Genomic DNA, 25,845 nt, shown 5'->3' on the forward strand with positions numbered 1-25,845 from the left:
ATGGCAGCTAACGCAAAAGTATATGCAGAAGAGAATGCATTCGAGTATGAGACTGCTGAGAAGCAGGAAGACATGGATGCAGGATACGATGCGCAGGATAGCCTTGACGACGATAGCGACGATGATTCCTTCGATGAGTTGAAGAACTCCGGTCGATTCAAACTGGCTGATGGGCAATCCTATCGCAACCTTGATGCGACTCAGATCTACCTTAACGAGATTGGTTTCTCTCCACTACTTACGCCTGAAGAAGAAGTGCATTTCGCCCGTCTGGCCCGCAAGGGTGATGAGCGCGGTCGTAAGCGGATGATAGAAAGCAACCTTCGTCTGGTGGTCAAGATCGCTCGACGATATGTCAATCGTGGTCTGACGCTGCTGGATCTCATTGAGGAAGGCAACCTTGGTCTGATTCGTGCGGTCGAGAAGTTCGATCCGGAGCGTGGCTTCCGATTCTCTACCTATGCGACCTGGTGGATTCGTCAGACCATTGAACGCGCCATCATGAACCAGACCAGAACCATCCGTCTGCCGATTCATGTTGTGAAAGAACTCAATGTATACCTCAGAGCAGCCAGAGAGCTCACTCAAAAGCTCGATCATGAGCCAACGGCTGAGGATATCGCTGAGTTGCTCGAGCGCCCTGTAAAGGACGTCAAGCGCATGCTGGGCCTCAATGAGCGCGTCACATCTGTCGACTCACCCTTGGCAGGCAATGCAGACAAGTCGCTGCTCGACACCGTTGCAGATGAAGGCAGTGCAGATCCTGCGCAGGTATTACAGGACAATGACATGAACTCCTGTCTTGATCGTTGGCTCGACGAGCTGACTGACAAGCAACAGGAGGTGATCTCACGACGCTTCGGTCTCAGAGGCTACCCGATGAGCACTCTGGAAGAAGTCGGCCAGGAAATCGGTCTCACCCGTGAACGTGTTCGTCAGATTCAGGTCGAAGCGCTGAAGAGAATGCGCGAGCTGATGGAGAAGGAAGGTCTGTCCGGCGAAACACTGTTCGGCTAGTACCAATCTGCCAGATAGGGGTCTACTCAGGTAGGCGCCTGTTGGGAGACAATAGAAAGCCCGGTGATTAGCCGGGCTTTTTAATGTCTGTGGTTTGGGGGCTAATCGCTGGAGCTGCCACCATCTTCGCCGCGCTCATAGTCGTTATCGTTGCTGCCTTTGAGCGATAGCGGCTCCTTGAAGGTCAGTGTGCGATAAGGGAACGGGATCTCGATACCAGCCTCATCCAGGGCAGATTTGACGGCTTCCACAACCTTGTCTTTTGACCGCCGTATTTCCACAGGTTTGGATCCGGTCCACCAGGTCACTTCAAAGTCGATACTGCTTGAATTGAAGGCCTGGGCGAAGACCTCGATGGGTCGCTGCTGATCTACGGTGTCAAGACCTTTCAATGCGGCTTCCATAACACGGCGGCCTTCCGCCACGTCCTCGCCATAAGCAATACCGACAATGATCGTGACACGTCTGCGCTCCCAGTCGGTGTGTACCGATACAGCATTTTTATAGAGCATGGAGTTGGGCAGCAGAATAAGGTCGCCATCGACCTGGCGTAGATAGGTGTCACGCAGGGTGATTTTCTTGACCTCACCAGTGATGCCTTCAACTTCAATATAATCGCCAATACGCATCGGTTCACGCAGGAGAATAAGAATGCCTGCGAGAAAATTTTCGAAGATATCCTTGAACGCAAGCCCGACAGCAATAGAGCCAAGACCGAGGCCGGCCAGCAATTTCGTCGGTGTGAGGTCTGGCATGGCTATCGTGGCGGCTATTAGAATGCCGATCGTCCAGACCAGCACACTGACCAGGGACTCAAGGGCAGCTTTCAGCGATGACCGCATATGGGTGCGTGCCAGCACACGGCTATAGACAGAGCCGATCAACCTGTTAGCAAGCCAGACCAACAGTAGAAAGACAAGCGCTGCGAGGATATTTGGCAGTGTGGCAATGAGACTGGTAGTGAAAGCTTCGATCTGATCTTTGATAATCTTGAGGGGGGCAACATCAATATTCATGGTGGGCCTTGACTGGATATGCCTGGCCTGGCATTAGAGAAGGGGCGTGAGGGCCCGACGGGCCACCACGCCAGCGAAATCAGCAGTCAGTATCGTCTGCGCCCGCACCTTCCTTGACATCTTCACAGGCGTCTTCGATAGCATTGCCTGTATCAGTGGCTGCATTATCCATGCTCTCGCCGGCATTTTCTGCTGGGCCGTCTGTATCGCAGGCACTAAGACCTACTGTGAAGACTGCTGCAGTCAGAAGCGTCATGAACCTGGCCATTACCTTAGAGATTTCCATGCTTGTATGCTCCATTTCTATAATTGATTACAACTTGAGAGCTCTCCACCGATGCCTTGGTTGTGCAGGCTTGGATGTGTCTCCCGGGTATCTTACGCCACTTTAGCGGACGTAGATCGTTACATAGGTACTTTTCGCGAGTGGTGGATCCATGACTGGAGTGAGAACTGATCTGCATTTCACCGTTTAACATCTTGTTACACTGCCGAGCGCGCCGCAGACTGGCCGGGTCCCGAATTCAGCCAGAGAGCTGGACAGGGATTGCCCATTACAGGCCGGTTGACCAATGCGGAAAGCTGGGAAGAAAAAGCTACTCAGATACGAGCAGGCTCAACTCTAATAAATATTCATCACGAAGGGATCAAAGAATGAACACCATCAAGAATCTGATTGCCGGTGCAGCCATTGCGCTCTCGGTCAGCACAATTTCGCAGGCCGCAACAGTAGCCGACGTAGAAATTCCGGACACTATGGAAGCCGCTGGCACTGATCTTCGCCTGAATGGCGCTGGCATCCGTGAAAAGTGGTTCTTCAATGTCTACGTTGGAGGCCTTTACCTGCCTGAGTCAATGAACGACGGCGCAGCTGTCGTGTCTGCAGACAAGCCAATGGCTGTCAAGCTGCACGTGGTATCCGGAATGGTCACCAGCGAAAAGATGAAAGAAGCGACAATGGAAGGTTTCGAAGCCTCTACAGATGGCAACATGGCGCCACTGCAGAAGGAAATCGACCAGTTCATGAGCGCGTTCGATGAAGAAATTCAGGAAAACGACGTATTCGACCTGGTTTATGTGCCAGGCACTGGCATCGAACTGTACAAGAACGAAGAGCTTCTCCAGACCGTCGAGTCTGACATGAAATTCAAGGAAGCTGTATTTGGTATCTGGCTGTCTGACAAGCCAGCCCAGGAAGATCTGAAAACTGCCATGCTTGGCAAGAAGTAAGACGCACTGGTCAGTTGAACCGTTGTCGACGTCTCTGCGTCGGCACGGTTTAGTTGGAATCGATCGGCTCGTCTAACAACGGCCGATCTACTCCGTCGATGAGGTCTTTGGCCTTTTCCTTCTCGATAGCCTCCGCAAGGGCCTCCCTCAAGCCCGCATGCCTGGGCGCCAGATAATGATAGAGCACGACCTCATGCAAGGGGGCGTCGTTCAAGCGCCTGACCAGCTTTGAAGTTGGCCTCATGGTCTGAGCCAGTTCGGCTGTCATCTGATTTTCCAGACCCACCACGTAGCGCACTCTTTTCTTCTCGAGCATACCGAGCAGTTGCTCTGCTGAATTGACCCAGATGATCTGCTCTTGCGGCAGGTAGCGCTTGATGGTTTCAAAACCCCGAATGGCCGCAATGGTCTCAGTACCCAGATCCACCCAGCTATTGACGCTATTATTCCGATCAAAACCATAGATATGATACCGACTTTCAAATACCGGTACCGGTACGCGTATCAGGTTGGTGTAGCGCGGTTCTATCTGTTCGGCTACGCCAGCCAGAGCGGCATCGGCAGCGCCCTGGTCAGCCATGACATACATGCGTGCGAGTGGTACGTCAATGGGGACGAGTTCTATGTCCAGCGACTGGTAGGCTGCGTTGACCATCTGCCAGACGTAGGCCGTGGAATCCTGATCGGCATTCGTCGGTCTGGTGACATAGAGAGCTGTCGCCGGAGCTGACTTCGCCGTGATTTCGCTGTCCGCGCCTGCGCTCGACGACCAGAGCAGGCAGGTTGATGCAACAGTCAGTAGCAGTGAGCGAATCGGGATGGTGATGGTCGTGGTCCTCTGAGCTGACATGGGTGGCATGATCTATGCCAGCAAAGCCTAATTCTAGAAACAAGCCTCTCAGCTGTCTAATAATGCTCAGGCAGATTCCCGACACAGATCGATCCACGCAGCCATGGCTGCAGTGAGAAACTTTTTCTTGTGCCAAACCAGGAAGAACTGTCGTCTGAAGTTCCTGGCTTCTGCTTTCAGCTCGACCAGACGACCGCTTTCCAGCATATCCTCCACCGAAAGTCGCGAGAGACAGGAAATACCGAGCCCAGCCGCGACTGACTGCTTGATGGCTTCGATATGCTGAAGTTCCATGCGAACGTGCAACTGCGGCAGCAGCCCACTCATTGCGCGCTCGAAAGTCTGTCGGGTCCCCGAGCCCTGTTCGCGAAGGATCCATTCAGCGTCTCGCAGCTCATCATCTGACAAAGTCTGTACGGCAGCCTGCCCGCTCTCCTGAATACCTGCTTCAGCCAGTCGGTGTCTGGCCCCGCAGACGAGAATGAGCTCGTCATCCTGCCAGGGCTCGATGATAAGCTCGGGGTGATTGATCTCTCCTTCGATGAGTCCGACATCGAGTTCAAAATTGATAAGTTTCTCCGATATCCGCCTGGTATTGGCTATCTCAAGAGTAGGAGATATAGCAGGATAAAGGTCGACGAATCTCGCCAGCAAAGGGATCGCGTTGTAGTTCCCTATGGACATCGTCGCGCCCAGGTTGAGTCCGCCTGCATCCTGATGATGCTGCAGGTCCAGTTCGAGGTCGATAGCTCGGTCCAACAGGGCCTGCGCTTTCGGGCGAAGCACCGCGCCGAGATCATTGAGTCTGAGCTTTTTACCGGTTCTATCGAAAAGCTGAATGTCGAACTGCTGTTCGAGTGTCTTCAGCGATTCGCTGGCGGCTGATTGGGAAAGGGAGAGCGCTTCAGCGGCCTGACTCAGATTACCCAGGCGGGCGGTGGCGAGGAACACCTCCAGTTGTCTGAGCGTGAAACGCATGGCTCGCCTCCTTGGTTATCGGTTAATCCGATTTAGTATATCCGAATAATAGGTTTTCCAGTAGAAACCGTACGCGATAGTATGGCTGCAGTCAGGTTAAGGCAGTCACATTCTCTTTATTCGGGGTCTTTGGAATGGCAAATCTCAGAACGGAAACGGTCACAAGCGTACATCACTGGAACGATACCCTGTTCAGTTTCAAAACCAGCCGGGACCCCAGCTTTCGCTTCAAGAACGGCCACTTCATCATGATCGGCCTGGAGCAGGAAGGTGCGGCGCGCCCCTTGATGCGGGCTTACAGTATTGCCAGCGCGAACTACGAGGAAGAACTGGAGTTCTTCAGCATCAAGGTTCAGGACGGCCCACTGACATCGAAGCTGCAGAAGATCAAGGTCGGTGACCCGATTGTCATGAGCAACAAGCCAACGGGCACGTTGCTCATCGACCACCTGCTGCCAGGTAGAAACCTGTATCTGGTCAGCACCGGTACCGGTCTCGCGCCTTTCATGAGCATCATCAAGGATCCTGAGACCTACGAAAAATTCGACAAGGTCATTCTGACTCACGGTGTGCGCTTCGTGTCGGAACTGGCTTATCAGGATATGATTCAGAATGAGTTGCCGCAGAACGAGTTCTTCGGAGAGCTGATCAAGAATCAATTGATCTACTATCCCACCGTGACGCGCGAGCCTTACCACAACAAGGGCCGTCTGACGGACCTCATGGAAAGCGGACAGCTATTCCAGGATATTGGTCTGCCGACTTTTGACCTCGAAAGCGACCGCTTCATGGTCTGTGGTAGCCCGAGCATGTTGAAGGACACCTGCAAGATTCTGGATGAGCGTGGCTTCGTCGAAGCCAGGCAGGGCGACTTCGGTCACTATGTTATCGAACGCGCTTTCGTAGAGAGCTGATCATAACTGGTGGCTACAGGTTCTTGTGCCTGTAGTCGCATAGATCACTTACAGCGCAGGCCATGCAACGTGGTTTGCGGGCGATGCAGATATAACGACCATGCAGGATGAGCCAGTGATGGGCATCCTGTAGAAATGCCTTCGGCACGTTCTTCAATAGTTTTTTCTCGACTTCCAGAACAGTCTTGCCCGGCGCTAATCCTGTGCGGTTGCTCACCCGGAAAATATGCGTATCGACAGCCATCGTCGGCTGACCAAAGGCTGTATTCAGAACCACGTTGGCGGTTTTCCTGCCGACGCCTGGTAAGGCTTCCAGCGCCGCCCGGTCAGCTGGCACCTGGCCCTCATGCTGTTCGACGAGCTGCCGGCAGGTTTTCATGACGTTTTCAGCCTTGGTGTTGTACAGACCAATGGTGCGCACGTGAGATTTGAGGCCCTCGAGTCCGAGATCCAGAATGGCCTGAGGCGTCGGTGCAACGGGAAACAGCTTTCTGGTGGCCTTGTTAACGCCAACGTCAGTGGCCTGCGCGGAGAGTATGACTGCGATCAACAATTGAAACTCGTCGGCGTACTCAAGCTCTGTCTTCGGCTCCGGATTTTCCTCCCGGAAAATCTCGAACATCTTTTGCCGTGTCTGTTTATTCATGATGTCCGGATACCTCTGACACAGGCTACCAACAGGCCCAATACGATGAATGCGCCTGGTGGCAGTGTAACTACCAATACCTGTAGCGAAATGCCGAGCCACTCTCTTATTCCGCCCAGAACGACTATGACGAGCAGGAAGCCTATACCCATGGCGGCGGCATCCGCGATCGCCATCGGCACTGGCTGTCGGCTGGCAAATGCTTCTGCACGAGCGAGTATCAGGCAGTTCGTCACGATAAGTGGGATGAAAATGCCGAGGTTGCGATAGAGTGATATCGAATAGGCCTGCATGAGCAGCTCGACACAGGTGACCGCCGAAGCAATGACGAGCACAAAAACAGGGAGGCGAACTTCTGCTGCAATAGAGTGCCGTAGTAACGAGATGAGTGTGCTGGACAGCATCAATACGAACAACGTCGCCAGGCCAAGGCCGAGCGCATTCTGCACCGTATTACTCACTGCCAGCAGTGGGCAGAGTCCCAGCAGCTGAACGGTGGCTGCATTGTTGGTCCACAGGCCCTGCCTGAACAGCCGGCCTGCTTCAGGGGTCGCAGTGGCGGGAGAAGTCTGCGTTACGGAAGTGGCGGCTGTTGTCATGAGCCTGTGTGGCTCATCAACTGATCACGGTTCTGGCGCGCGAATCGCAGCGCCTTCTCAACAGCATCTTCTACCGCCGATGCGCTGATGGTGGCACCACTGAGCGCATCGATGTCGTTGACCGTCGCTTTTCCACGGAAGTTCTCAAGCCATGCGCTCTTGTCAGCCTCTATCCTGTCGCCGATACCTGGCGTTTCCCGATGTCGACTGACCTGGACTGCGACGATGGCTGGCGACTGCTGCTCCCTCACTATAGCTACCCCGGTGATGACATCGATTCGGCCATTGTAACCGCGACTGCTGAAGGTGGGTATGGCGAATACCGGGGCGCCAGCACTTTGACTGTTCAAATGAATGGCGTGAGCCGGATCGATTAATTCGCTGTTCTGCCAGCACTGTGGACAGCGCTGCCTGTCCGGCAGCTGCACGATGTCCTCATAATCGACCGGCTCTAAACCCGTGGCCGGTTGAAGCACTGCAGACAGTCTCTGTTGGAACCAACGTGCCTCTGCCGCCTGAATAGGGGCCCGTGTGAGCAGGTATACCGCTGTGACCAGTGCAGCAGAGACCGCTGCAAACAGGGCGAGCGTGACGGCTGGCGACTGCGGGAAACGCATCATCGCCCCTGTATGCCCCGAGTGGCCTTTGAATGGCCGTAGACCCTGGGGCGGGTATAGTAGTCCAGAAGCGGCACACACAGATTCATGAGTAAAACAGCGAAGGCTATGCCATCAGGCCAGGCGCTGTAGCGTCGGATCAGGAACAGCAAAAGGCCGATACCCGCCCCGAACAGCAGCTGTCCCTGGCGACTGGTGGCGGCCGTAACAGGATCAGTCGCTATAAAGAATGCACCAAGCATTACAGCACCGGAGCTCAGTTGAAACAGGGAGAACGACAGGACCTGATCGCCGGATGGACTGGCAATCAGACTGCAGAGCGTAAAGGCCGTCAGCATGCTCACAGGTATCTGCCAACGTATGAGGCCCCGGGATAGAAGAATTAAGCCACCAACCAGAAAAGCCAGGTTGATCATCTGCCATGCAAAGGTTGTAGCATCAATCGTGAGCTGGGCCCCCTGGGAAAGGTCTCGTACCAGCGCCTGTTTGTACTGATCGAGCGGTGTTGCGGCAGAGATGGCGTCGGCAAGTACCTGACCTCTATCATCGATAAGCATGACCGCAGAACCGGTCGCCGCATCCGGCCAGCCCTGAGTCAGCTGCAGGGGAAACGATACCAGTACGAGTGCATAGCCAGTCATGGCCGGATTGAAGATATTCTGTCCCAGCCCACCATAAACATGCTTACCGAGCCCGACACCCAGTATTGCGGCGAGGCTTGCGAGCCACCAAGGTGCCAGCGGTGGAAAACAGAGGCCGACCAGCCATCCTGCCAGCAACGCGGATCCGTCCTTCAGGTGACGCCAGACTGATCGACCTCTCAGCAGGGCCGCCAGACTCTCCATGGCGAGTGCACCGGCCAGCGCTGCACAGAGCTGAAGCAGCACGCCAGCACCAAAAAACCAGAGCATGGCAAGCAGACCCGGCAGGGTGCACATCAGAACGGTCAACATGACCATCTGTGCGCTGGCGGGTCTGGTCGGGACGCCGCTGGGTCCAGTCGTATCTGCAGAAAGCAGCTGCCGAATCCAGTGCAGGCGAGGGGTGTGATTGTGGCTCATCGCCGCAAGGCTATTTTATCGGCTGTATCAGCACAAGGTGCATTGCCGTCCCGGCGAAAATTTTATCCAGCATGTTGCTGAGATCATCGATGTGGCTGCTGGTGATTCGAAAACGGAAACGGGTGCCCCGGCTGGTGATGGCATTGATTCGATACATACGCAGATCCTCGATAAACAATGAACCCGGAATTGCCCGGGAGATGGACATTTCCGATCGACGAGCCTAGTCTAAGCCAGCAAAACGACAAATTATGTCGTCAACTGGATGAAATCACAGTATGCAGACTTTTGTCAGACGACTCGCCATTCTCGATTTTCTGCGTCGGACCTCTACCCCACGCTCTACCGAGGCCATCCTTGAACATCTTCAGGATCAGGGTTATCTCGATGACGATGGCGGTCGCCGGCGTGATAGTCAGCTCCGGGTAGTGCAACGCGATCTGAAGTTTCTGCTGGGTGATGACCCTGGGTTCTTCGATGCCTACCCGCGTGAGGCGGACGAAGATGAGGACGATCCGCTCAACCCCTTTGGCCTGCGAAGCGTGCCTGCTGCGGGGAAGGGACGGGCGTGGATGCTAGATCCGCTGGACAGACAGCGCTTCGATTTCGAAAAGATGCCGGGCTACCTGGCTGTCGCCTTTGCAATGACCGCGAAGCATCTTTCCCATCTGCTGCCACAGAATACCCTCAATGAGATGACCGCGTTTTTCGCTGAAGCGGAGCGGGTTCTGCAGCGGTCCGAGCGAAAACTCGCGCCTCAGCACTATCTTCGGCTCAGGGACTCCATCGAGTTCTACCAGCGCGGACAGTCGCTGGAGTCTCCAGATTTCGATATGCGCTGGCTGGATACCATCTACCAGGCAATTATCAGGGGGCAGGGAATTGAAATTGTCTACAGTGTGGCTCCGGCAGAACGCAATGCCGGCAAGACCTATCGTCTCAGCCCTTTAGGGGTCGTGCTCATGCTGCCAAAGCTGTATCTTGTGGCGCGGAACGAAGCTGGCGAATTTCGCCATTTTCTGTTGCATCGAATCCGCCACGTCGAATTGCTTCGACAAAGCTTTTCGGATGACGACTTCTCGCTGCAGGCCTATCTCGATGCGGGGCACATGGATGTATTCGTCGACAACACAGACAGGGGTAACTACGAGCTGAAACTACTGATTTCGCGGCAGCAGGGTGACAAATTGCTCGAAGACCTGGGTGATTATCCGCTGAACGGGACACAAACCGTTACGCTTGAGTCCGCCACAGAAGCAATCGTTCGAGTACGGGTTCGTCGTACTATCCAGCTTAGAAACTGGATTCTCTCCCTCGGGAGCCGCGCTACAGTCTTGCAGCCTGACATTATCAGGCAGGATATTCGGGCAGTGCTGGCTGCAAGTCTTCAGAATTACAACTAACGGTATTTATGCATCATCAATCCGCGATACCCGCTTTTTTCCTGCTTGTGTTGCTCAGTGGACCGGCTGCAGCAATCGACCTGCCATTTTTCGGCGACAAGCATCCCGAGTTCAAGCTCAAGAGCGAAAGCCAACAGGATCTGGCAGACACCATTGCCGAAGATCTGGAGACCTATCGTGGGCAGAACCCTGCTTACGAGTTCTACGAAACGCCTCAGCAATACATGGACGCCGAGCGCGAATTCATACTCAAGTATCTCCGCTCCCAGGGCTACTACGAGGGGAGTGTCGAGCCAGAACTCCAGAACCCGAACAGCGACGATCGCCGTCTGCTCTATACCATCGAGCCAGGCCCCCTGTATCGCATTCGTAAGCTGGAGCTGACGTCCCCCGAGAGTATCAAAGTGCCTAGCCTCTCGGATCTCAGGCTCAAGAAGGGCGACGGTCTGGTGGCCGATCGCATCCTCAATGCGAAGAATGAGATTGAAGCCTTCGTGTCGAGCCAGAACTGCCTTTATGAAGTCAACGTTGACTATGAAGCCAGTATCTATCCGCCAGACCAGCTGGCGTTCATCACCTTCCGCGTCAAGGATAGCCCCCAGGTCAAGGTGGGCACGGTGGACATGCAGGGCCTGGAAGAAGTGGACCCAAGCTTTCTACGCGAAGACCTGCCATTGGTGTCCGGTGAATGTTTCAATCGGTCAAAGCTGAATGAAGCCCGTCTCGAGCTTCTGAGGACCAATCTGATCGCCCGGGTGGATCAGAACCTTACACTGAACAGATCAGCCGGCACCGTCGATGTGATGCTCGACCTGCAGGAGCGGAGTCACCGCACGATCAAGGCCGGTGGCGGATATACCAGTGATGAGGGTGTCGGCGTTTCGCTCGGATGGGAGCACAGGAATTTCTTCGGGGCCGGCCAGCTGCTGCAGACGGAGTTGACCTTGACCGAGGTGACACAGGCGCTGACGTCAAAACTGACCCTCCCGAAGTTTTACGCCAGAAACCAGAAGCTGGAAATTTCGGCCAGCGCCAGTCAGCGTGATCTCGAAGCGTTCAGATCCAAGTCGGTAGAAACCTCAGCTATCGTCACGCGGCAGATCACTGAAAATCGTGCCGCGAGTGCTGGTCCTCGCTTCAGGCTCAGTGAAATCGATGATGAAGGCGAAACTGAGCAGTATGTCCTGTTGTCATTTCCGACGAGCCTCAGGCTCGATACCACGAGCCAGATACTCGACCCGCGTGATGGTGCCACGCTCAACCTTGGTGTCGAACCCTTCATGGACCTCAAGGACACCGACACACGATTCATCAAGTCGAATATTTCGGCCACGACCTACTTTACTGCTGAGAGCTGGTCACTGAAGCCTACGCTGGCCTTGAAAGCGGGCGTCGGTTCGATCTCGGGTGCCAATATCGATTCCGTGCCAGCGGATGAGCGCTACTATGTGGGCGGTGGCGGATCGGTCAGAGGCTACAAGTTTCAGACACTGGGTGAGCTGGATGAAGAGGGTGATCCAGTAGGCGGCCTGTCTTTCATTGAAATGGCGACAGAAGGCCGCTTTCACATCGGCGAAAATCTCGGCTTTGTGCTCTTCCTCGACGGTGGTCTGGCCATGCCAGAGTCTGCGCCACGATTTGATCAGAATCTGAAATACGGTGCCGGTTTCGGCCTGCGTTATTACACCTCCTTCGCGCCCTTCCGGGTGGACTTCGGCTTTCCGCTCAGCCGTCGTGATGGTATCGACGACAGTTTCCAGCTGTATATCAGCATAGGGGAGGCGTATTGATGTCTGCATTGTCACGAACCGGCAGCGTGCTGCTGCGTATCGGCCGATGGGCACTCGGTGGTCTGCTTGCCTTGCTCACCTTCATCATCATTCTTCTGCTGGCACTTGTGCTGGCATTATCGCAGCCAGACAGTCGTGTCTGGCTGGCTGAACGTGGCGCAGCCCTCGCCAACGACTTTACCGACTGGCGAATCGAGCTCGGGAATGTCGAGAGCCCGGGTTTGACTCACTGGTTGATCGGACACCTGACAGTCAGCCGCATTGACACTGCGCCTGCTGATTCCGGCAGTGAGTCAGCGTCGGATCCGACTGCGGTGTCGACGCAACAGACTGCGACAACTGCAGACGGTGCCAGTGGCACTGCAGTCGAACTCCTGAATGCCAGTAACTTTGAATTGAATGTTCTCTGGAGCGAGGCGCTGGACGAGAAATACATCGTCGAAGCCCTGACTGCCGATTCGATCTGGATCAATTCCGATGGCGCGGCCTGGGGTGCGGCTGAGGCCGAAGAGGAGGTGGTCGACGAAGAGGAAGCGCCCACTGACCTGAAGGCTCAGGTGAATCAGTTGATTGACCAACTCTTCGAAGTCGACAGCTCAGGGCTGCCCCATGTCATAGTCAACAGTCTCGCGATCGATCGCATCGAGATCACAGATGATGTCTTGCAAGGTGATGCACTCAGCCCTGAGCAGAAGGCAGAAATCCCCCTGGTCTGGCAAATCGCTGGAGAAGCCAGTCTGCCGGAGGCCCGGGCCGAACTCACCATTCAAGCCGTGGACGCCGACGAGCAGGACGGCACGACCGATGCTGCCGATGCGCCAGGACTTCCGGGAATCAGTGCGAAACTGGAAGCCATTCCGCAGGAGAGCGGCCCGGCGATGAAACAGCTGAGCCTGCAGACTTCGCAGATACCACCAGCCCTTTTAAACCAATGGCTTCCGGTCAAACTCACTCGGCAGCCCGAGTTGCAGCTGATGGCTCGAACTGCCGGCACCGAGTACGAGTCCCAGCGAATCGAGATCGAAACCTTGCAGCTGAAAGTCGAGGATGGTCTGGTCGCGACTTCAGCAACGGTTGGTCGTGAAGCACTGGCCTTCGATGCCAGAATAGAAGCACTGCCATTGCTGCTCATTCAGCCTCTCCTCGATGAACAGGCTACAGCCACCTTGCCGTTGGATGAGGTTCGCCCCGAAGAGGTGAACGCCGCGCTCAAGGGCAGCTTCCCCTGGGACGCGCCGGCCAGTCTGACTGCCGACGGGGCTCTGGCGGCTGACGCCGCGGTCTTTGACTCACCACTGAGCCTCTCCAGTGACCTGGGTATTGCTGGCGAAGCCTTGACCTTTGCCGATACGCAGCTGGAGTGGGCGGATATTTCGCTGCGGGCGGCTGGAAAGGTCGATGCTGGGAAGATGGATGTTCAGCTCAAGTCTCTGGCGGTGCCATTGAACACAGCGCTTGCCTTGGCCGATGCGCTGTCGCTGGACATCCCCCAGGTGAACGCCCTGATTGCAGAGCCACAGGTCCTGCAGTGTGCGGCAGCGACGAAGGCCTCGGAAGGGATTGACAGCGCCATAGCCGGTTCAATTACAGCGCGCCGAGCACGACTAGGTGATCTCGGCCGCCTCACCGTAGAGCAGCTCACCGCTGCTGGACCTTTTGCGACACCTGTCGTGGCTGGTGAGCTCAAGCTCAGCCTCTGTCCTGAAGGTCGGCCTGCGGATTTGTTCGCAAGCTTCAAAGCCGATCTTGGCGAACGCCAGCGAATTGACATTGCCAGCAGTCAGCTGACCTATCAGGGCTCGACTTCGGCTGTATCCGGGTGGGTCGCCATGGGCGAGGGCACAATGAAGCTCGATGCCAGTGTCAACGATTTCGAGCTCGACATCGTCAAGCCCTTCCTGCCGCAAGCCACCGTTGATCAACTCGCCAATCTGAGTGCACGAATCAATCTCGATGCCCAGGCCGAGGGCGAGTTGACCGACCCTGCCTTTGATATAGACCTGGACGTCAAGGGCCTCTACGACACCCTGAGGTACAGCGTCGCGCTCGATGCCCAACGTCGAGAAGATCTCGTGACAATTTCAGAGCTGACGCTGGAAGCAAGGCCCGGTCCTGGTGCCGAGGCCAGACTTGAAGATGATGAGGAAGACGCTGATGAGTCCGCCGAAGAGCCTGGAATTCTACCCGCGTTGCCGCCCAATGCAGTCATAGCGCTTCAGGGTAGCCTTCAGGCTGACCTGCAGGCGCTTCGGGACAGTGGGCAGATAGAAGGGCTCCGAACAGATCTTGAGCTCGATGTGACTGATGTCGATCTGCGGCTCCTGAGCCTGGCCGGGCTCGAGCTGCCGCCGGAAGCGACTGGCATGCTCGATGGAAGACTCACATTAGCGCTTCAACCAGAGCAGCTACAAACCAGCGGTCGCTTCACCTTCGTTCAGCCGGCATCTTATCTTGACGCATTGCTCAAAGAACGCCGGAAGTTGCGTACGAATCGTGAGGCCGATCTAAGCCTCTCGGGACCCGCGCAGGCGCAAATTGAAGCAGACTGGGCAACGACCGATGAACAGCTCAGGCTGGATGTCGATTTTGTGTCGGAAGCGCTACGAAAGCTTCAGATGGCCGACGCGAGAACAGACGTACAGAAGCCACTGGAGCTGTCGGTGGCGGCCAACCTCACACCATATCGTGAGCGTCTGTACGGAATGCTGTCTTCTGCCAGTGATTCGACCTCGACTTCAGCCTGGCCGCTGGACCTGCAGGTGAAGGGCACGAGTCAGCTTGGTTTCGTCAATGTGTTCCTCAACGACCCGCTGCAGACCATTCGCGGCGATCTGCAACTGGATCTCGATGTACAGGGCGACACCGAGAGCCCTCAGGGCAAGGGTTTTCTGGCTTTGCAGAACGGCTTTTATGAACAGAAAACCTTCGGTACCGAGCTCAGCAATATCGACTTGCGGCTGGCCCTCGATGGCAGCCGTATCGCCATTGAAAAAGGTGATATTCAGGTCGCTGAAGATGGTCGAATCGGGCTCGACGGCGAGGCCGACTGGCAGGCACGAACGGTTGACATCAGGGTCAATCTGAAAGATGCCAATCTTTTACGCCAACCCGGTCTGAGTGCAACGATTAGTGGCGATTTGTCTGCCGAGGGTGATGCCGAGAAGCTTGCCGTCACCGGCAGGCTGGAAGCTCGGCCAATGAAAATTCTGCTCGATAACGCCCTCAAGTCCTCCATACCTACGATCGACGTTACAGTGGTCGACAATAGCTCGCCAGACCGACAGGCAGGCCAGCAACCCTCTGGCGGGCTAGCCGGCGCTGAGACGACGCCGGGTGAGGACGCTGCGGAGAGCGCGATGCCGACGATTCCGCTGGATATCATCATTAATGCGCCGCAGCAGGTTTTCCTGAAAGGTCGTGGTCTCGACGCCGAGTTACAGGGAAAGATCAGGGTCGTCGGCACAGCCAGTAATCCAATCTACTCCGGCGAGCTTGGCATCAAACGCGGGCATATGGATCTTTTCAACAAGCGTTTCGAACTTGTACGGGGGCAGGTGTCCTTTGCCAACGATGCTGTCGCTCTGGTGATCACCGGTGAATATGCCGACGATACCTACACTTATCAGGCCCAGGTGTCTGGTACTACCGCAGATCTCAAGATCGAATTGAGTTCAGTACCTACGCTGCCTCAGGATGAAATCATTTCGCGCATCCTGTTCGGCAAGTCGATTCAGAGCATCACGCCCATACAGGCTGTGCAGCTGGCGGCAGCGGTCAGATCGTTGCAGGGCGGTGGCGGTGGCTTCGACCCGCTTGGCAGTGCACAGCAATTGCTCGGTGTCGACTCCCTCACCGTGGGTACACAGGAAACAGATGAGGGCAAGGGCGTAAATGTCGGCGTGGGCAAGTACATCAGTGATAAAGTGTACCTTGAACTGGAGCGCACACCAGAGGTCAACCAACCCTGGAAAGGTAGCGTCGAAATTGAACTCAGGCCAAACATCAGCCTTGAAACCTCTACTGGTGGACAGAGTGGTTTCGGCGGCGTCGAGCTGAAATGGAAAAAGGATTATTGAACTTGCAGGTTCGTTTCATAGGATCACAGGGTATATCTGTCAGCGCCAGCGACGAGCTCTCGCCGCCTTCTGCAGCCATTCACAAGCGGGCGGATCTTCTGCGGCCCGACTGCGTGTTGATATGGCCGCCGGCGGATGCCCTCCCGGCCGCACTTGAAGCAGAACATCGGCTAGCCATCGTTGAGACAGCTGCTGCTGCCGACCGCTATCTGTCGTGTTGGCCACAAGAGGCTACCAGGGTCACATCGGCAGTCACCGGGCTCGGTCAGATCAGCTTTGATGACCTGCCGGCGGATCCTCAGCTGTTGGTGTTCATGCCCAAGGCCAAGCAGGCACTCTACCGCATGTTCAAGATGCTGATCGAGGCCTCCGCCTCATCGCATGAGGTGCTCATCGTTGGCGAGAAGCGCAGTGGGGTCGATGGTATTGGCAAGTCGCTGGTGAAAGCCGGCGTCGAGGCTGGCAAGGTCGACTCACTGCGTCACTGTCAGATCTGGCGGGTTTCCGTACAACGCGGTGACGAAGCGCTTGTGCACTGGCTTGATGCTGCGCTGGCCAGGGATCAGGCTCGCTTTGAATTCACCAACCCCCTTACCCTGAAATCGCTCTCATTGAACTCTGGTGCCGGAGTGTTCAGCTTTGGACAGCTCGACGAAGGTACCCAGCTGCTATTGCGTTCCTTGTGTGAGTGGCTGAATGACTGCCCGAGTGATCAGAGAGCCTCGATAAATGACAGAAAGCGCTCAGGCGTGCTGGCAGGGCGAGTTCTTGATTTTGGCTGCGGCAACGGCGTTATTTCAGCGGCGCTGGCGCAGTTCGATCAGAGTCTTGAGATTATCGCGCTCGACACCAGTGCCTATGCCTGCGAATCGACGGCAGAGAATCTGGCCAAGCTGGCGCCCGACGCGCAGGTCATCATGGCCGATGGGGTCAAGCCGCTGATCGAGGCCGGAGACAACAGCGGCTTCGACTGGATCATCAGCAATCCGCCTTTCCACGAAGGCCTCAGGAAAACGCTCGAGCCCACCCTGGTCTTTTTCGAGTCCTTGTCGGCTCTGCTCAGACCCGGGGGCAGAGTACTGCTGGTGGCCAACAGCTTTCTGCCGTATCAACAGTTTTTACAGAAGCACAAGTTCGAGGTAACGGTGCTTCAGGAGGACACGAGGTTCACGGTGATGATGGTGAAGCGGGTGCTGAAGCGTTGAGGCTTCAGGTCACCCGCATCAGGAACCAGGAAAAGCCGATGATCAGCGCAATGGCCAGCCCAGGAACGATCAGTGCCTTCCAGCCCCGCTTTGGTTCTGGTGGAGGATTGAGCTTTGCTTCGAGGTAGTTGGTCAACAGCCGCATGTTCCGGTTGTTTGCCTTATAAACGAGGTCAAAGGCGTCACCGACAATTGGCACCGCGCCACCGGCCACTTCGATGAGCAGATTGCGCAGCATCTTGCGTATGATTTCGCCCGAGGCGCCAATCTGTATGGCTCTGGCGACCAGATAAAGCGATAGTCCTGCGCCGGCAATATCGCCGACCACCGGCACCACGCCGATGATTGAGTCCCAACCGAAGCGGAGGCCGATGCCCGGCACGCGGAATTGGCTATCCAGGGTGTCTGCCACCCGGTTCAGGTGGTTGAGTAATTCGCGCTGGGCCGCTTCGTCGTTGCGAAAGCGGGCATTGATCCGGCTCTGATTGAGTATGCGGGTGACCACACCAGGATTCGCGTTTGGGCTGTCGTCCCTGGCCTCATAGACCCCCTGGGCATGTTCGTCTGACTTCATGAATTTTCCTTTTTAATATAATTGGCTGATGCCTATGACTACTGAAGCTTACGCCAGGACCCACCTGACGACCACCGGCACTAAGAAGCCCCTGCGCTGCAGCTGGTGCGGCAACGATCCGCTCTATCAGGCCTATCACGATTTTCAGTGGGGGCGACCCGAAGCTTCGAGCCAACGCCTCTTCGCCAAACTCTGCCTGGACGGACAACAGGCGGGCCTGTCCTGGATTACCATCCTGCGAAAGCAAGCAGGCTATGAAGCAGCCTTTCATCATTTCGACCCGGTACGCGTGGCGTCCATGAATGATGCCGACGTCGAGGTGCTCATGCACAACACCGATATTGTCAGAAACCGACTCAAGATCAGGTCGATCATCACCAACGCCCGCGCCTTCCTGCAACTCGAGGAGACACAGGGGCCCTTTAACCAGTTTCTCTGGCGCTATGTCGACGGCCGTCCGCTACAGAATCACTGGCATGCCATGGCTGATGTTCCTGCCAAGACTGAATTGTCTGATCGGCTTGCCAAGGACCTGAAAAAACTGGGCTTCTCTTTCGTTGGCTCCACCATTGTGTACGCATTCATGCAGGCAACGGGCCTCGTCAATGATCATCTGGTGGACTGTATTGCCCGTGATGACTGCGTCGCCGAGGGCCTTGACTTCAAGCTGGAGTAAAGCGCTAGCGATATTCCAGCAAAATGCTATTTGGTCTGTCGTACTCAGGCCGTAGTATTGGCCTTCTCTCTTGGGCAGATGGATTAAAGATGGGTAGCACAGGCAGGCAGGCAGTCTACGATGCCATCATCGTCGGCGCCGGTTTCGGTGGCATCGGCATGGCCATCACGCTGCGGCGAAAAGGCATCCGAAGGGTGCTCATTCTCGAGCGCGGGGCTCAGATTGGTGGTTGCTGGGCGGTGAACACCTATCCAGGCGCTGCCTGCGACGTGCCCTCACATCTGTATTCCTATTCCTTTGCCCCGATGGCTGACTGGTCTCGCAAGTTTGCGCCGCAACCTGAAATCCTGGCCTACATCCAGGACTGCGCGAAGCAGTTTGGCGTCGAGGGGCAGGTGCGGCTGAGGCAGAGCGTCACCAGCGCCCGCTTCGATTCACAGCGGGCACGCTGGACCATCACCACGGCAGCGGGCGAGGCACTCGAAGCGAAGGTATTCATACCGTCGACTGGCCAACTGAGCGAACCCATGTGGCCAAGGCTTGAAGGCGAACCTTTTGAAGGCCTCACCATGCATTCAGCCCACTGGGATCATCAGCACGATTTGCAGGGGCGCAGAGTGGCGGTTATTGGCACCGGCGCCAGTGCCATACAGTTCGTGCCCCGAATAGCCGGGATGGTGGCTGACCTGCATGTCATCCAGCGAAGCGCCCCTTATGTGATCGACAAGCGAGACGGCGATTACAGCCCCCTGCAGCGCAAGTTGTTTGCCACCGTGCCTGGCCTGTTGAAGGCCCACCGCCTGGCCCTGTTCCTGCAGCATGAAGCCCGCTTCGTCGCTTTCGCCCGGCCGGGAAGCTTCATGAAGCTGTTCGAGCGCCAGGCAAGGCAGAAGCGTCTGAACGAGCTGAAGGCAAAGCCACTCGCCGTGTCGATGACGCCAGACTACCCTATGGGGTGCAAGCGGATCCTGATATCGAACGATTATTATGAGGCTTTTAACCGTCCGAACGTTCACCTGCATCACGGCGTCAGCGTTCGCACCTGTGCTGAAGGGCTCGAAGTGGAGGACGCTTCGGGTAGCCGTCTGCTCGATGTCGATACCTTGATATTTGGTACGGGCTTCGCAGCGACCGACTTCCTCTCGACTATTGACATTTCTGGCGCTGATGGCATTAGTCTCAAGTCCGCCTGGGCAGAATCGGCAAGCGCTTATCTTGGCATTAGCGTCAGTGGTTTTCCGAACATGTTCATCGTCTACGGACCGAATACGAATCTTGGCCACAACAGCATTATCAGCATGCTGGAGGCTCAGTTTGGCTACATCGCCCAGGCAGTGGAGCTCGTGGTAGACGGCAGGGTAGACCAGCTCGACCTGAAGGCAGACGTGCAATCGTCTTTTGATCGGGACCTGCAAAACAAACTGCAGAAGACCGTGTGGGGCGCTGGATGCGACAGCTGGTACAAGACAGCGTCGGGCCGTATCAGCACCAACTGGTATGGACTCGTCAGCAGCTACAGGCGGCTGGCCCGGCATTTTGATCTACAGAACTATCACCAGTCCTGAACGCCGCTGTATTGCCATCGTTGATCAGAATGATGATAGCCACTTTTCACGCTCCTTCGTTTTGTGGCATCGTGGCGCACTTACTAGGGAGGATCGATTCACAGTGAAGAATGCCATAACAAGAACGGCCCTTCGTCAGACCATCAAGCGCATGATCAAGCCCGTGCTGTCGCCCTCAGTCAGTATTCGCCTGCAGCGACGATGGGTCAGCATGATGACCCAGGTCAACGTGATGGCCAGCCGCGTTGCCATTGAAAATGATGTCATCACTGGCCTGCCGGTCGAAATACTGTCTCTCAAGCGCAGTGAGGGTCTGAGCGACACGCTCATCTCCATCGCGGATCAGGGCCTGCATACGCTTGGCCTGGGCAAGCAGAAAAAGTCGCATGCCGCAGCTGTCGCAGCCGCCGGTCGCAGCAATAGAGCAGTCATCTATCTCCACGGTGGGGCTTACTGCATCGGCAATGCGAGAAGCTATCGGGGGCTCACATCAAGGCTGGCCCGCGACAGTGGCGCCGAGATCTTCGTTCCTGACTATCGACTGGCACCGGAGTTCGTGTTTCCAGCCGCTCAGGATGATGTGATCAAATTGTATCGATGGCTGATGGATCAGGGCTACCGCCCGGAAGCCATTACTTTCGCAGGTGATTCGGCAGGCGGCGGACTTGCACTGTCCAGCTGCCAGCGACTGATCCGCGAAGGACTGCCACTGCCCTCAGGACTGATTTTGCTCTCACCCTGGGTGGACCTTTCCCTGCAGAATGCCAAATATCTCGAAGACAGCGGGGACGTCATGTTGTCCTGGGGCTGGATCGGCCGTTGCGCCCGCTTTTACCGCGGCAAGCGATCGGCCACCAACCCCGATATTTCACCACTGTTTGGCAAGTTCGAAGGACTCCCGCCAGTATACGTCCAGGCGGGCACCGATGAGATATTGCTACCCGAAATTGAAGACCTGGTAGAGCGTATGCGGGCAGCGAAGCAGGAGGTATCGCTCAGCGTATTTCAAAATATGTGGCACGTGTTCCAGATGCACGCCGGCCTCCTGGAAGAGGCCGACCTCGCGGTCGCTGAGCTTGTCAGCTTCCTGCATCGGACTGCGCCGACACCTGATAAAAACGCTTGATGGTGTTGTGCACGAAACGGAGTTTTTCCTGAATCGGCTTGTGAAGCACGAAGGGGTAGGGGTCGGGTAAACCCATGCTGCGGTTCAGGCTGTTGAGCACGATCGATGCGTCGATCCACAGGTCCATAATGGCATCGAAGTCACTGGCCGCAGTGTTGTCGCGGCTCCCAACGGCGAAGGGCAGGCCAACTTCGCGCACGCTGTCCGAGAGCACCTCTGAGTTTCTGCTGAAACTCTGCTGGGTCTCTAGTGTGTCAATGATGTGCAGGTAATGCGCCCAGGTTTCCGCCCAGTCTTCCCAGGGGTGCATCGTGGCATAAGTGCTGACGAAGTCATTCTGCCAGTCGACTGGCGGCCCCTGTTCGTAGTGACGATCCAGGGCTTCCTGATAGCTGGCGTTTTCATCTCCGAATACGGCGCGAAACGCGTCGACAAATTCGCTATCTACCACTTTGAACACTTCCCAGTAATAGTGACCACACTCATGACGGAAATGCCCCAGCAGGGTTCTGTAGCGTTCTTGCATGGCGACGCGGGTCTGTACGCGGGCGATGTCGTCCGCCTCTGCGAGATTAATGGTGATGACACCGTCTGCATGCCCTGTCAGCACCGGCTCTTCACCCTTGAGTGGGCGCTGGAAGTGGGTGTTCGCGTCCTTGTCCGACATGAAGCGGAAAGACAGCGGGGGTGGTGTGCTTTCGTCCTCCACTTCCCAGTCCGACTCCACGGGCAGTCGCAATTCAAGCAGCGTGAACAGGCAACGTCTCTTGGCTTTTTCCAGCCCGTGCCAGAGCGGTACATTTGCCGCCACGCTCAGGTCCGGAATGATGTCGTTCAGGCGGCAGGCAGGACACAGCCCTTCGGCATCGGTGCTGAAGCTGCGTGGCTCCTGATCGTTTTCATTAGTTGTTAAAGGCAGCATCCAGTTACAGACCTGATGCTGGGTCCAGTTAGCACACTGGATGTATTTACGGCCTTCGTCGTCCTGCCAGACATTCGTCGCAGACGGAGTGGTCGGGCCTGGTTCACCAACAGGCGCAGTAGGCTCTTGACTGTCAACCGGGGTAAAAGGCCTCAACTCCATGCTCTCGGGGCAGAAGCCGGTGAGGCGGCCACAACTGCCGCACTGAACGTTTTCGAAGTAAAGAACTGGTTTGGTTTCACAGCTGCAGCGGAATAATTTCATGGTCTTTTCGCACGCTTGGCCTTGGAAGGCAGTTGATCAGGTTGAGGAGCTGTCCTTGTGAGTCAGCCCCCATTCAACCTGATACTACGTGATATTCCGCCGGAAAGAGGGTCTCGAGACCCTGTCATTGAAATAAAATTCTGTCAGTCAGTGTGCCGTCGTCGCGCTGAGGTCATATTGCCCGATGAGACGCGCTCGCAAAGCCGGCTGGAAGTTGATTTTCGTCGCATCATGACACACGGCCTTCAGTAATCTTGGATTCATGACATGAAACCATAGCGGCGGAATCCACGCCAACAGATACATGCCTGTGTAGCCACTTGGCAACTCAGGCAGCTTGTCGAAGTGCCGGAGCGACTGGAAGCGCCGGGTGGGATTGGCATGATGGTCTGAATGCCTTTGCAGATGAAACAGGGCCCAGTTCGAAAAGACGTGATTGCTGTTCCAGGAATGGTGCGGCTCGCAGCGTTCATAGCGGCCATTCGGCAGGCGCTGCCGTAACAGGCCGTAATGCTCTATATAGTTCGCAGAGGTCAGCTGGAAGGCGCCCCATAGGAAGGTAATGGCGAGGAAGGGCAGCATGACCCACCCGAAGGCGGTCAGAAGCGTTGTGTACAGGACAAGGCTCAGGGCCAGTGGCTGAAGGATTTCATTCTGCATTGACCACACCGACAGGTGTCGACCACGTAGACGATCGGCCTCCAGGCGCCAGGCTCGGAGGAATGAGCCCGGAAGTTCTCTCATTGCGAAACTGTAGATATTTTCTCCCATACGGCTCGACGCACAGTCCTCCGGCGTGGCAACAGCCTTGTGATGGCCCTTGTTATGCTCGATGTAGAAGTGCCCGTAGGCACCAAGGCTCAGCACTATCTTCGCGAGCCACTGCTCGTTCTTCGACTTCTTGTGACCGAGCTCGTGGCCAAGATTGAGTCCAAAGCCGCAGACCTGACCGCACAGCAGTGCCACTGCCAGAACCCCGTGCCACGGCAATGACTGCGTACCAACGAACCAGGCTGAAAACAGGAAGCTTCCCCAGAGAATTGGCACCAGGGCATACGTACAGTAACGATAATAGTGATCGGCCTCGAGCTGCGGAACGACCGACTCGGGGGGGTTGCTTCGATCCTCGCCAAGCAGGCGGTCGAGGAGGGGAATGATGGTGTAATAGAAGAAGAGTGGTGTCCACAAGGCGAGGGCGGAACCGGTCTGCATGTAGAGCAAGGGGCCTACGATGACAGAAGCTGGTATGAGTAGAGAAAATATCCAGGCGTAGCGTTTTCGATCGATATAATGCTCGCCTGAATCACTGACAAATACATGTGCTGACATACGGAGCTCTCCCGGCCATTCGCCTATCCAGTCCGGAAACAGGAACTGGATCTGCCAATTTGTTCGATTGTTGTTTTGTAGGACAATAATGGCAGAAAGTTTGGGGTCTGTCAGCGTTTATTTACAGCGTAGGTAAATCGGTGTCGCTTCAACGGCGCCTTTGCCGGCCGCCTTCGCGAATTTTTGCCTGGCACGCCAGCACCAGCGCCCAGAATTCCGAAAAATCATTGACCACCACGTCGGGCTTATCGGGAAACTGTTCACTACCCGGAAAGATCCGGATCAGCCAGCTTTGATCCCATTGCGCGCCATTGAAGAAGACGCCGGTAACGCCTGCTTTCGCTGCTGCGCGGATGTCGGTGGTGCTATCGCCGACATACCAGACGTCACGGCCGGGTGCGCGCTTGAGGTTGTCCAGCGCCTTCAGGATCTGGTGGGGCTGGGGCTTGCGAAGCTGTGTGTCATCACCGCAGATGTCGGTATCGAACAACGAGACCCAGGTGCCATCCTCCACGATAGCCAGCTCCTGTTCGAAGAACTCGCGATCCCGATTGGTGATGATGCCCGTGACGATACCGAGGTCCCGCAAACCTTCCAGCATAGGGCGAATACCCGGTTCGAAGGGCAGAACGGTACCGAAGTGCGCTCTATAATGATGAGTGAAAGCCGCATGCGCTCGATTCTTGGCATCCTGGTCGTCGCCGAAGAGCACTTCGAATATATCAGTGCGTGATATCTTGCGGTCCGCCCGCACCTTCGGATGTAGCTGTCGGTAATGCTTCACATGTTCAACCAGACGAGCGTCCTCCAGGGTGCGGCTCTGTGAAGGCGACATGAGATGACTGGTCAGCCCCAGCGTATCCAGCTGTAGCAGCATGTCGTCAACAGCGTGATACATGGCGTCTAGCGTGTCGACGAGCGTCGCATGCCAGTCGAACAGGATCACCCGTGGTTCGCTCAGGCGGGCCACTGCCGGGTGCCAGTCCGGCTCGATCCGCGCTGGTGGGGGATGTCGGGGTTCGTAGACGGGAAACGCAGGGTCAATGAGCCTTGCACTCGCCAATTCGTCTACCTCATCCTCCTCAAGGAAACATCTCGCAAGCAGCGTTCTCAGTTGGCCAAGACTGGCACAGGCGGCTGCCGGTAGCAGGGATGGCTCGCGTTGCTCTGGCGCTTCCGCCAGCAGGGCATCTATCCAGCTCGTATCCCAGTGGGCCGCATTGAAATAAATGCCACGAATCTGGTCCTCTGCGCCATTCTTTTCCAGTTGCTGGCGCGCACGCCAGGCTGTGAGCATATCTGTCGGACTATCCCCAAAATACCAGGCCCTGACAGGCCCGCCGCTGACGCGCCTTGCCTTTTGCATGGCCTCAAGCAGGATTTCGGGTCGCGGCTTGTAACTGTCGACCTCGTCAGCGCACACCGTAAAGGCGAAGAAGCGTCCCCAGTCACCAAGCGACCTGAACTCGGCTTCAAGGAACTCCCGACTGCGGTTGGTGGCTACGGCCAGTTGAATACCTGCCTCTGCAAAATTCGCGAGGTAGTCCTCTATCCCCGGCTGGAAGGGGCGTACCTGGCCATAATTCTGTCGGTACTGTTCGTTGTAGGCGGTATGCGCGACTGACTTCGCCTGCTCATTGTCACCAAAGATGATGTTGAACAGTTCGGTGCGGGAATGTTTCTTCTCGGCGAGAATAGTGGGATGAAGCTTGCGGTAGATCCTGATATAGCGGACCAGACGGGCTTCAGCATCCGTTCGCGTCTCTGCTTCATCTACCAGGTTTTTCAGAAGGTCTAGCGACTTAAGCTGCAGCAGAACTTCCTGCATCGAGGCGTAGACCGCGTCCAGGGTGTCGACCAGCGTTCCATGCCAGTCGAAGATAATGAGGTTTGGGCGGAACAACGGTTCCAGGACAAGGGGGCCAGCCGAAAAGGGACCTGCAGCGAATACTGCAGGCTGGTCGGCCCCGGTGCTCATGCGGCTCGG

The 25,845-nt window shown here is 56.1% G+C and carries 23 protein-coding genes; 11 read left to right on the forward strand and 12 right to left on the reverse strand.

What is annotated here, in order from left to right:
- Positions 1 to 1,017 (forward strand): RNA polymerase sigma factor RpoS, encoded by a 1,017-nt coding sequence (gene rpoS, locus ABD735_RS18300; RefSeq protein ID WP_344809179.1) that lies wholly within the window; start codon positions 1 to 3, stop codon positions 1,015 to 1,017.
- 101 nt (positions 1,018 to 1,118) lie between these two features.
- On the opposite strand, the gene ABD735_RS18305 is transcribed toward rpoS, so the two are convergent.
- Positions 1,119 to 2,033, reverse strand: coding sequence for a mechanosensitive ion channel family protein (locus ABD735_RS18305; protein ID WP_344809181.1), 915 nt, complete (start codon positions 2,031 to 2,033; stop codon positions 1,119 to 1,121).
- A 79-nt stretch (positions 2,034 to 2,112) separates the two neighbouring features.
- Positions 2,113 to 2,319: a hypothetical protein gene (locus ABD735_RS18310; RefSeq protein ID WP_344809183.1), complete on the reverse strand. Its 207-nt coding sequence runs from the start codon at positions 2,317 to 2,319 to the stop codon at positions 2,113 to 2,115.
- Positions 2,320 to 2,687: 368 nt separating this feature from the next.
- Here ABD735_RS18310 and ABD735_RS18315 point away from each other — a divergent pair, with 368 nt between their 5' ends.
- Entirely contained in the window at positions 2,688 to 3,263 is a 576-nt protein-coding gene (locus ABD735_RS18315) for a chalcone isomerase family protein (protein WP_344809185.1), read from the forward strand.
- Positions 3,264 to 3,312: 49 nt separating this feature from the next.
- On the opposite strand, the gene ABD735_RS18320 is transcribed toward ABD735_RS18315, so the two are convergent.
- Together ABD735_RS18320 and ABD735_RS18325 are read right to left on the reverse strand one after the other, a co-directional pair.
- Positions 3,313 to 4,113 carry a hypothetical protein gene (locus tag ABD735_RS18320; protein WP_344809187.1) on the reverse strand — a complete coding sequence of 267 codons (801 nt, stop codon included), beginning with the start codon at positions 4,111 to 4,113 and terminating at the stop codon, positions 3,313 to 3,315.
- Between the two features lie 66 nt (positions 4,114 to 4,179).
- Positions 4,180 to 5,091: a LysR substrate-binding domain-containing protein gene (locus ABD735_RS18325; RefSeq protein ID WP_344809189.1), complete on the reverse strand. Its 912-nt coding sequence runs from the start codon at positions 5,089 to 5,091 to the stop codon at positions 4,180 to 4,182.
- 134 nt (positions 5,092 to 5,225) lie between these two features.
- Here ABD735_RS18325 and ABD735_RS18330 point away from each other — a divergent pair, with 134 nt between their 5' ends.
- The gene (locus ABD735_RS18330; protein ID WP_344809192.1) at positions 5,226 to 6,005 is read left to right on the forward strand and encodes a ferredoxin--NADP reductase; all 780 of its coding nucleotides are present in this window, start codon (positions 5,226 to 5,228) and stop codon (positions 6,003 to 6,005) included.
- A 13-nt stretch (positions 6,006 to 6,018) separates the two neighbouring features.
- On the opposite strand, the gene nth is transcribed toward ABD735_RS18330, so the two are convergent.
- Genes nth through ABD735_RS18350 form a run of 4 tightly spaced genes read right to left on the reverse strand, consistent with a single transcriptional unit; the run spans position 6,019 to position 8,928 of the window.
- A complete protein-coding gene (gene nth / locus ABD735_RS18335) occupies positions 6,019 to 6,651 on the reverse strand; it encodes an endonuclease III (protein ID WP_344809194.1) in 633 nt (210 codons plus the stop codon).
- Positions 6,648 to 7,250 carry an electron transport complex subunit RsxE gene (gene rsxE, locus ABD735_RS18340; protein ID WP_344809196.1) on the reverse strand — a complete coding sequence of 201 codons (603 nt, stop codon included), beginning with the start codon at positions 7,248 to 7,250 and terminating at the stop codon, positions 6,648 to 6,650. Before rsxE ends, nth begins: the two co-directional genes overlap by 4 nt.
- Entirely contained in the window at positions 7,247 to 7,870 is a 624-nt protein-coding gene (locus ABD735_RS18345; RefSeq protein ID WP_344809198.1) for an RnfABCDGE type electron transport complex subunit G, read from the reverse strand. The genes rsxE and ABD735_RS18345 overlap by 4 nt, the downstream gene beginning before the upstream one ends.
- Positions 7,867 to 8,928, reverse strand: a complete 1,062-nt coding sequence (locus ABD735_RS18350) for an RnfABCDGE type electron transport complex subunit D (protein ID WP_344809200.1) — start codon at positions 8,926 to 8,928, stop codon at positions 7,867 to 7,869. The genes ABD735_RS18345 and ABD735_RS18350 overlap by 4 nt, the downstream gene beginning before the upstream one ends.
- On the opposite strand from ABD735_RS18350, the gene ABD735_RS18355 reads away from it, so the two are divergent.
- The 5 genes from ABD735_RS18355 (at position 8,918) to ABD735_RS18375 (ending at position 17,402) form a co-directional block, all read left to right on the forward strand.
- A complete protein-coding gene (locus tag ABD735_RS18355; RefSeq protein WP_344809202.1) occupies positions 8,918 to 9,109 on the forward strand; it encodes a hypothetical protein in 192 nt (63 codons plus the stop codon). The two genes, ABD735_RS18350 and ABD735_RS18355, sit on opposite strands and share 11 nt — an antisense overlap.
- A 97-nt stretch (positions 9,110 to 9,206) precedes the next feature.
- Positions 9,207 to 10,331 carry a helix-turn-helix transcriptional regulator gene (locus ABD735_RS18360; protein ID WP_344809204.1) on the forward strand — a complete coding sequence of 375 codons (1,125 nt, stop codon included), beginning with the start codon at positions 9,207 to 9,209 and terminating at the stop codon, positions 10,329 to 10,331.
- A gap of 8 nt (positions 10,332 to 10,339) precedes the next feature.
- The gene (locus ABD735_RS18365; RefSeq protein ID WP_344809206.1) at positions 10,340 to 12,121 is read left to right on the forward strand and encodes an autotransporter assembly complex protein TamA; all 1,782 of its coding nucleotides are present in this window, start codon (positions 10,340 to 10,342) and stop codon (positions 12,119 to 12,121) included.
- Positions 12,121 to 16,197: a translocation/assembly module TamB domain-containing protein gene (locus ABD735_RS18370; protein WP_344809208.1), complete on the forward strand. Its 4,077-nt coding sequence runs from the start codon at positions 12,121 to 12,123 to the stop codon at positions 16,195 to 16,197. Before ABD735_RS18365 ends, ABD735_RS18370 begins: the two co-directional genes overlap by 1 nt.
- A gap of 2 nt (positions 16,198 to 16,199) precedes the next feature.
- Entirely contained in the window at positions 16,200 to 17,402 is a 1,203-nt protein-coding gene (locus tag ABD735_RS18375; RefSeq protein WP_344809210.1) for a class I SAM-dependent methyltransferase, read from the forward strand.
- Positions 17,403 to 17,406: 4 nt separating this feature from the next.
- Here the strand turns inward: ABD735_RS18375 and ABD735_RS18380 are convergent, their stop codons facing one another.
- On the reverse strand, positions 17,407 to 17,976 hold the full coding sequence (locus ABD735_RS18380) for a DUF4112 domain-containing protein (protein ID WP_344809212.1): 570 nt from the start codon (positions 17,974 to 17,976) through the stop codon (positions 17,407 to 17,409).
- A gap of 34 nt (positions 17,977 to 18,010) precedes the next feature.
- Between ABD735_RS18380 and ABD735_RS18385 the strand changes: the two genes are divergently transcribed.
- The 3 genes from ABD735_RS18385 to ABD735_RS18395 all read left to right on the forward strand — a co-directional run bounded on the left by ABD735_RS18385 (position 18,011) and on the right by ABD735_RS18395 (position 21,343).
- The gene (locus tag ABD735_RS18385; protein WP_344809214.1) at positions 18,011 to 18,652 is read left to right on the forward strand and encodes a DNA-3-methyladenine glycosylase I; all 642 of its coding nucleotides are present in this window, start codon (positions 18,011 to 18,013) and stop codon (positions 18,650 to 18,652) included.
- A gap of 89 nt (positions 18,653 to 18,741) precedes the next feature.
- The gene (locus ABD735_RS18390; protein WP_344809216.1) at positions 18,742 to 20,217 is read left to right on the forward strand and encodes a flavin-containing monooxygenase; all 1,476 of its coding nucleotides are present in this window, start codon (positions 18,742 to 18,744) and stop codon (positions 20,215 to 20,217) included.
- Positions 20,218 to 20,320: 103 nt separating this feature from the next.
- Positions 20,321 to 21,343 carry an alpha/beta hydrolase gene (locus tag ABD735_RS18395; protein WP_344809217.1) on the forward strand — a complete coding sequence of 341 codons (1,023 nt, stop codon included), beginning with the start codon at positions 20,321 to 20,323 and terminating at the stop codon, positions 21,341 to 21,343.
- Here ABD735_RS18395 and ABD735_RS18400 read toward each other — a convergent pair.
- The 3 genes from ABD735_RS18400 to ABD735_RS18410 form a co-directional block, all read right to left on the reverse strand.
- Entirely contained in the window at positions 21,297 to 22,529 is a 1,233-nt protein-coding gene (locus ABD735_RS18400; RefSeq protein WP_344809218.1) for a zinc-binding metallopeptidase family protein, read from the reverse strand. The genes ABD735_RS18395 and ABD735_RS18400 overlap by 47 nt on opposite strands.
- 147 nt (positions 22,530 to 22,676) lie before the next feature.
- Entirely contained in the window at positions 22,677 to 23,858 is a 1,182-nt protein-coding gene (locus tag ABD735_RS18405; RefSeq protein WP_344809219.1) for an alkane 1-monooxygenase, read from the reverse strand.
- Between the two features lie 148 nt (positions 23,859 to 24,006).
- Positions 24,007 to 25,836, reverse strand: a complete 1,830-nt coding sequence (locus ABD735_RS18410; protein WP_344809221.1) for an HAD family hydrolase — start codon at positions 25,834 to 25,836, stop codon at positions 24,007 to 24,009.
- Positions 25,837 to 25,845: the final 9 nt, after the last annotated feature.

The organism is Allohahella marinimesophila (assembly GCF_039538005.1).
Taxonomy (GTDB): domain Bacteria; phylum Pseudomonadota; class Gammaproteobacteria; order Pseudomonadales; family Oleiphilaceae; genus Allohahella; species Allohahella marinimesophila.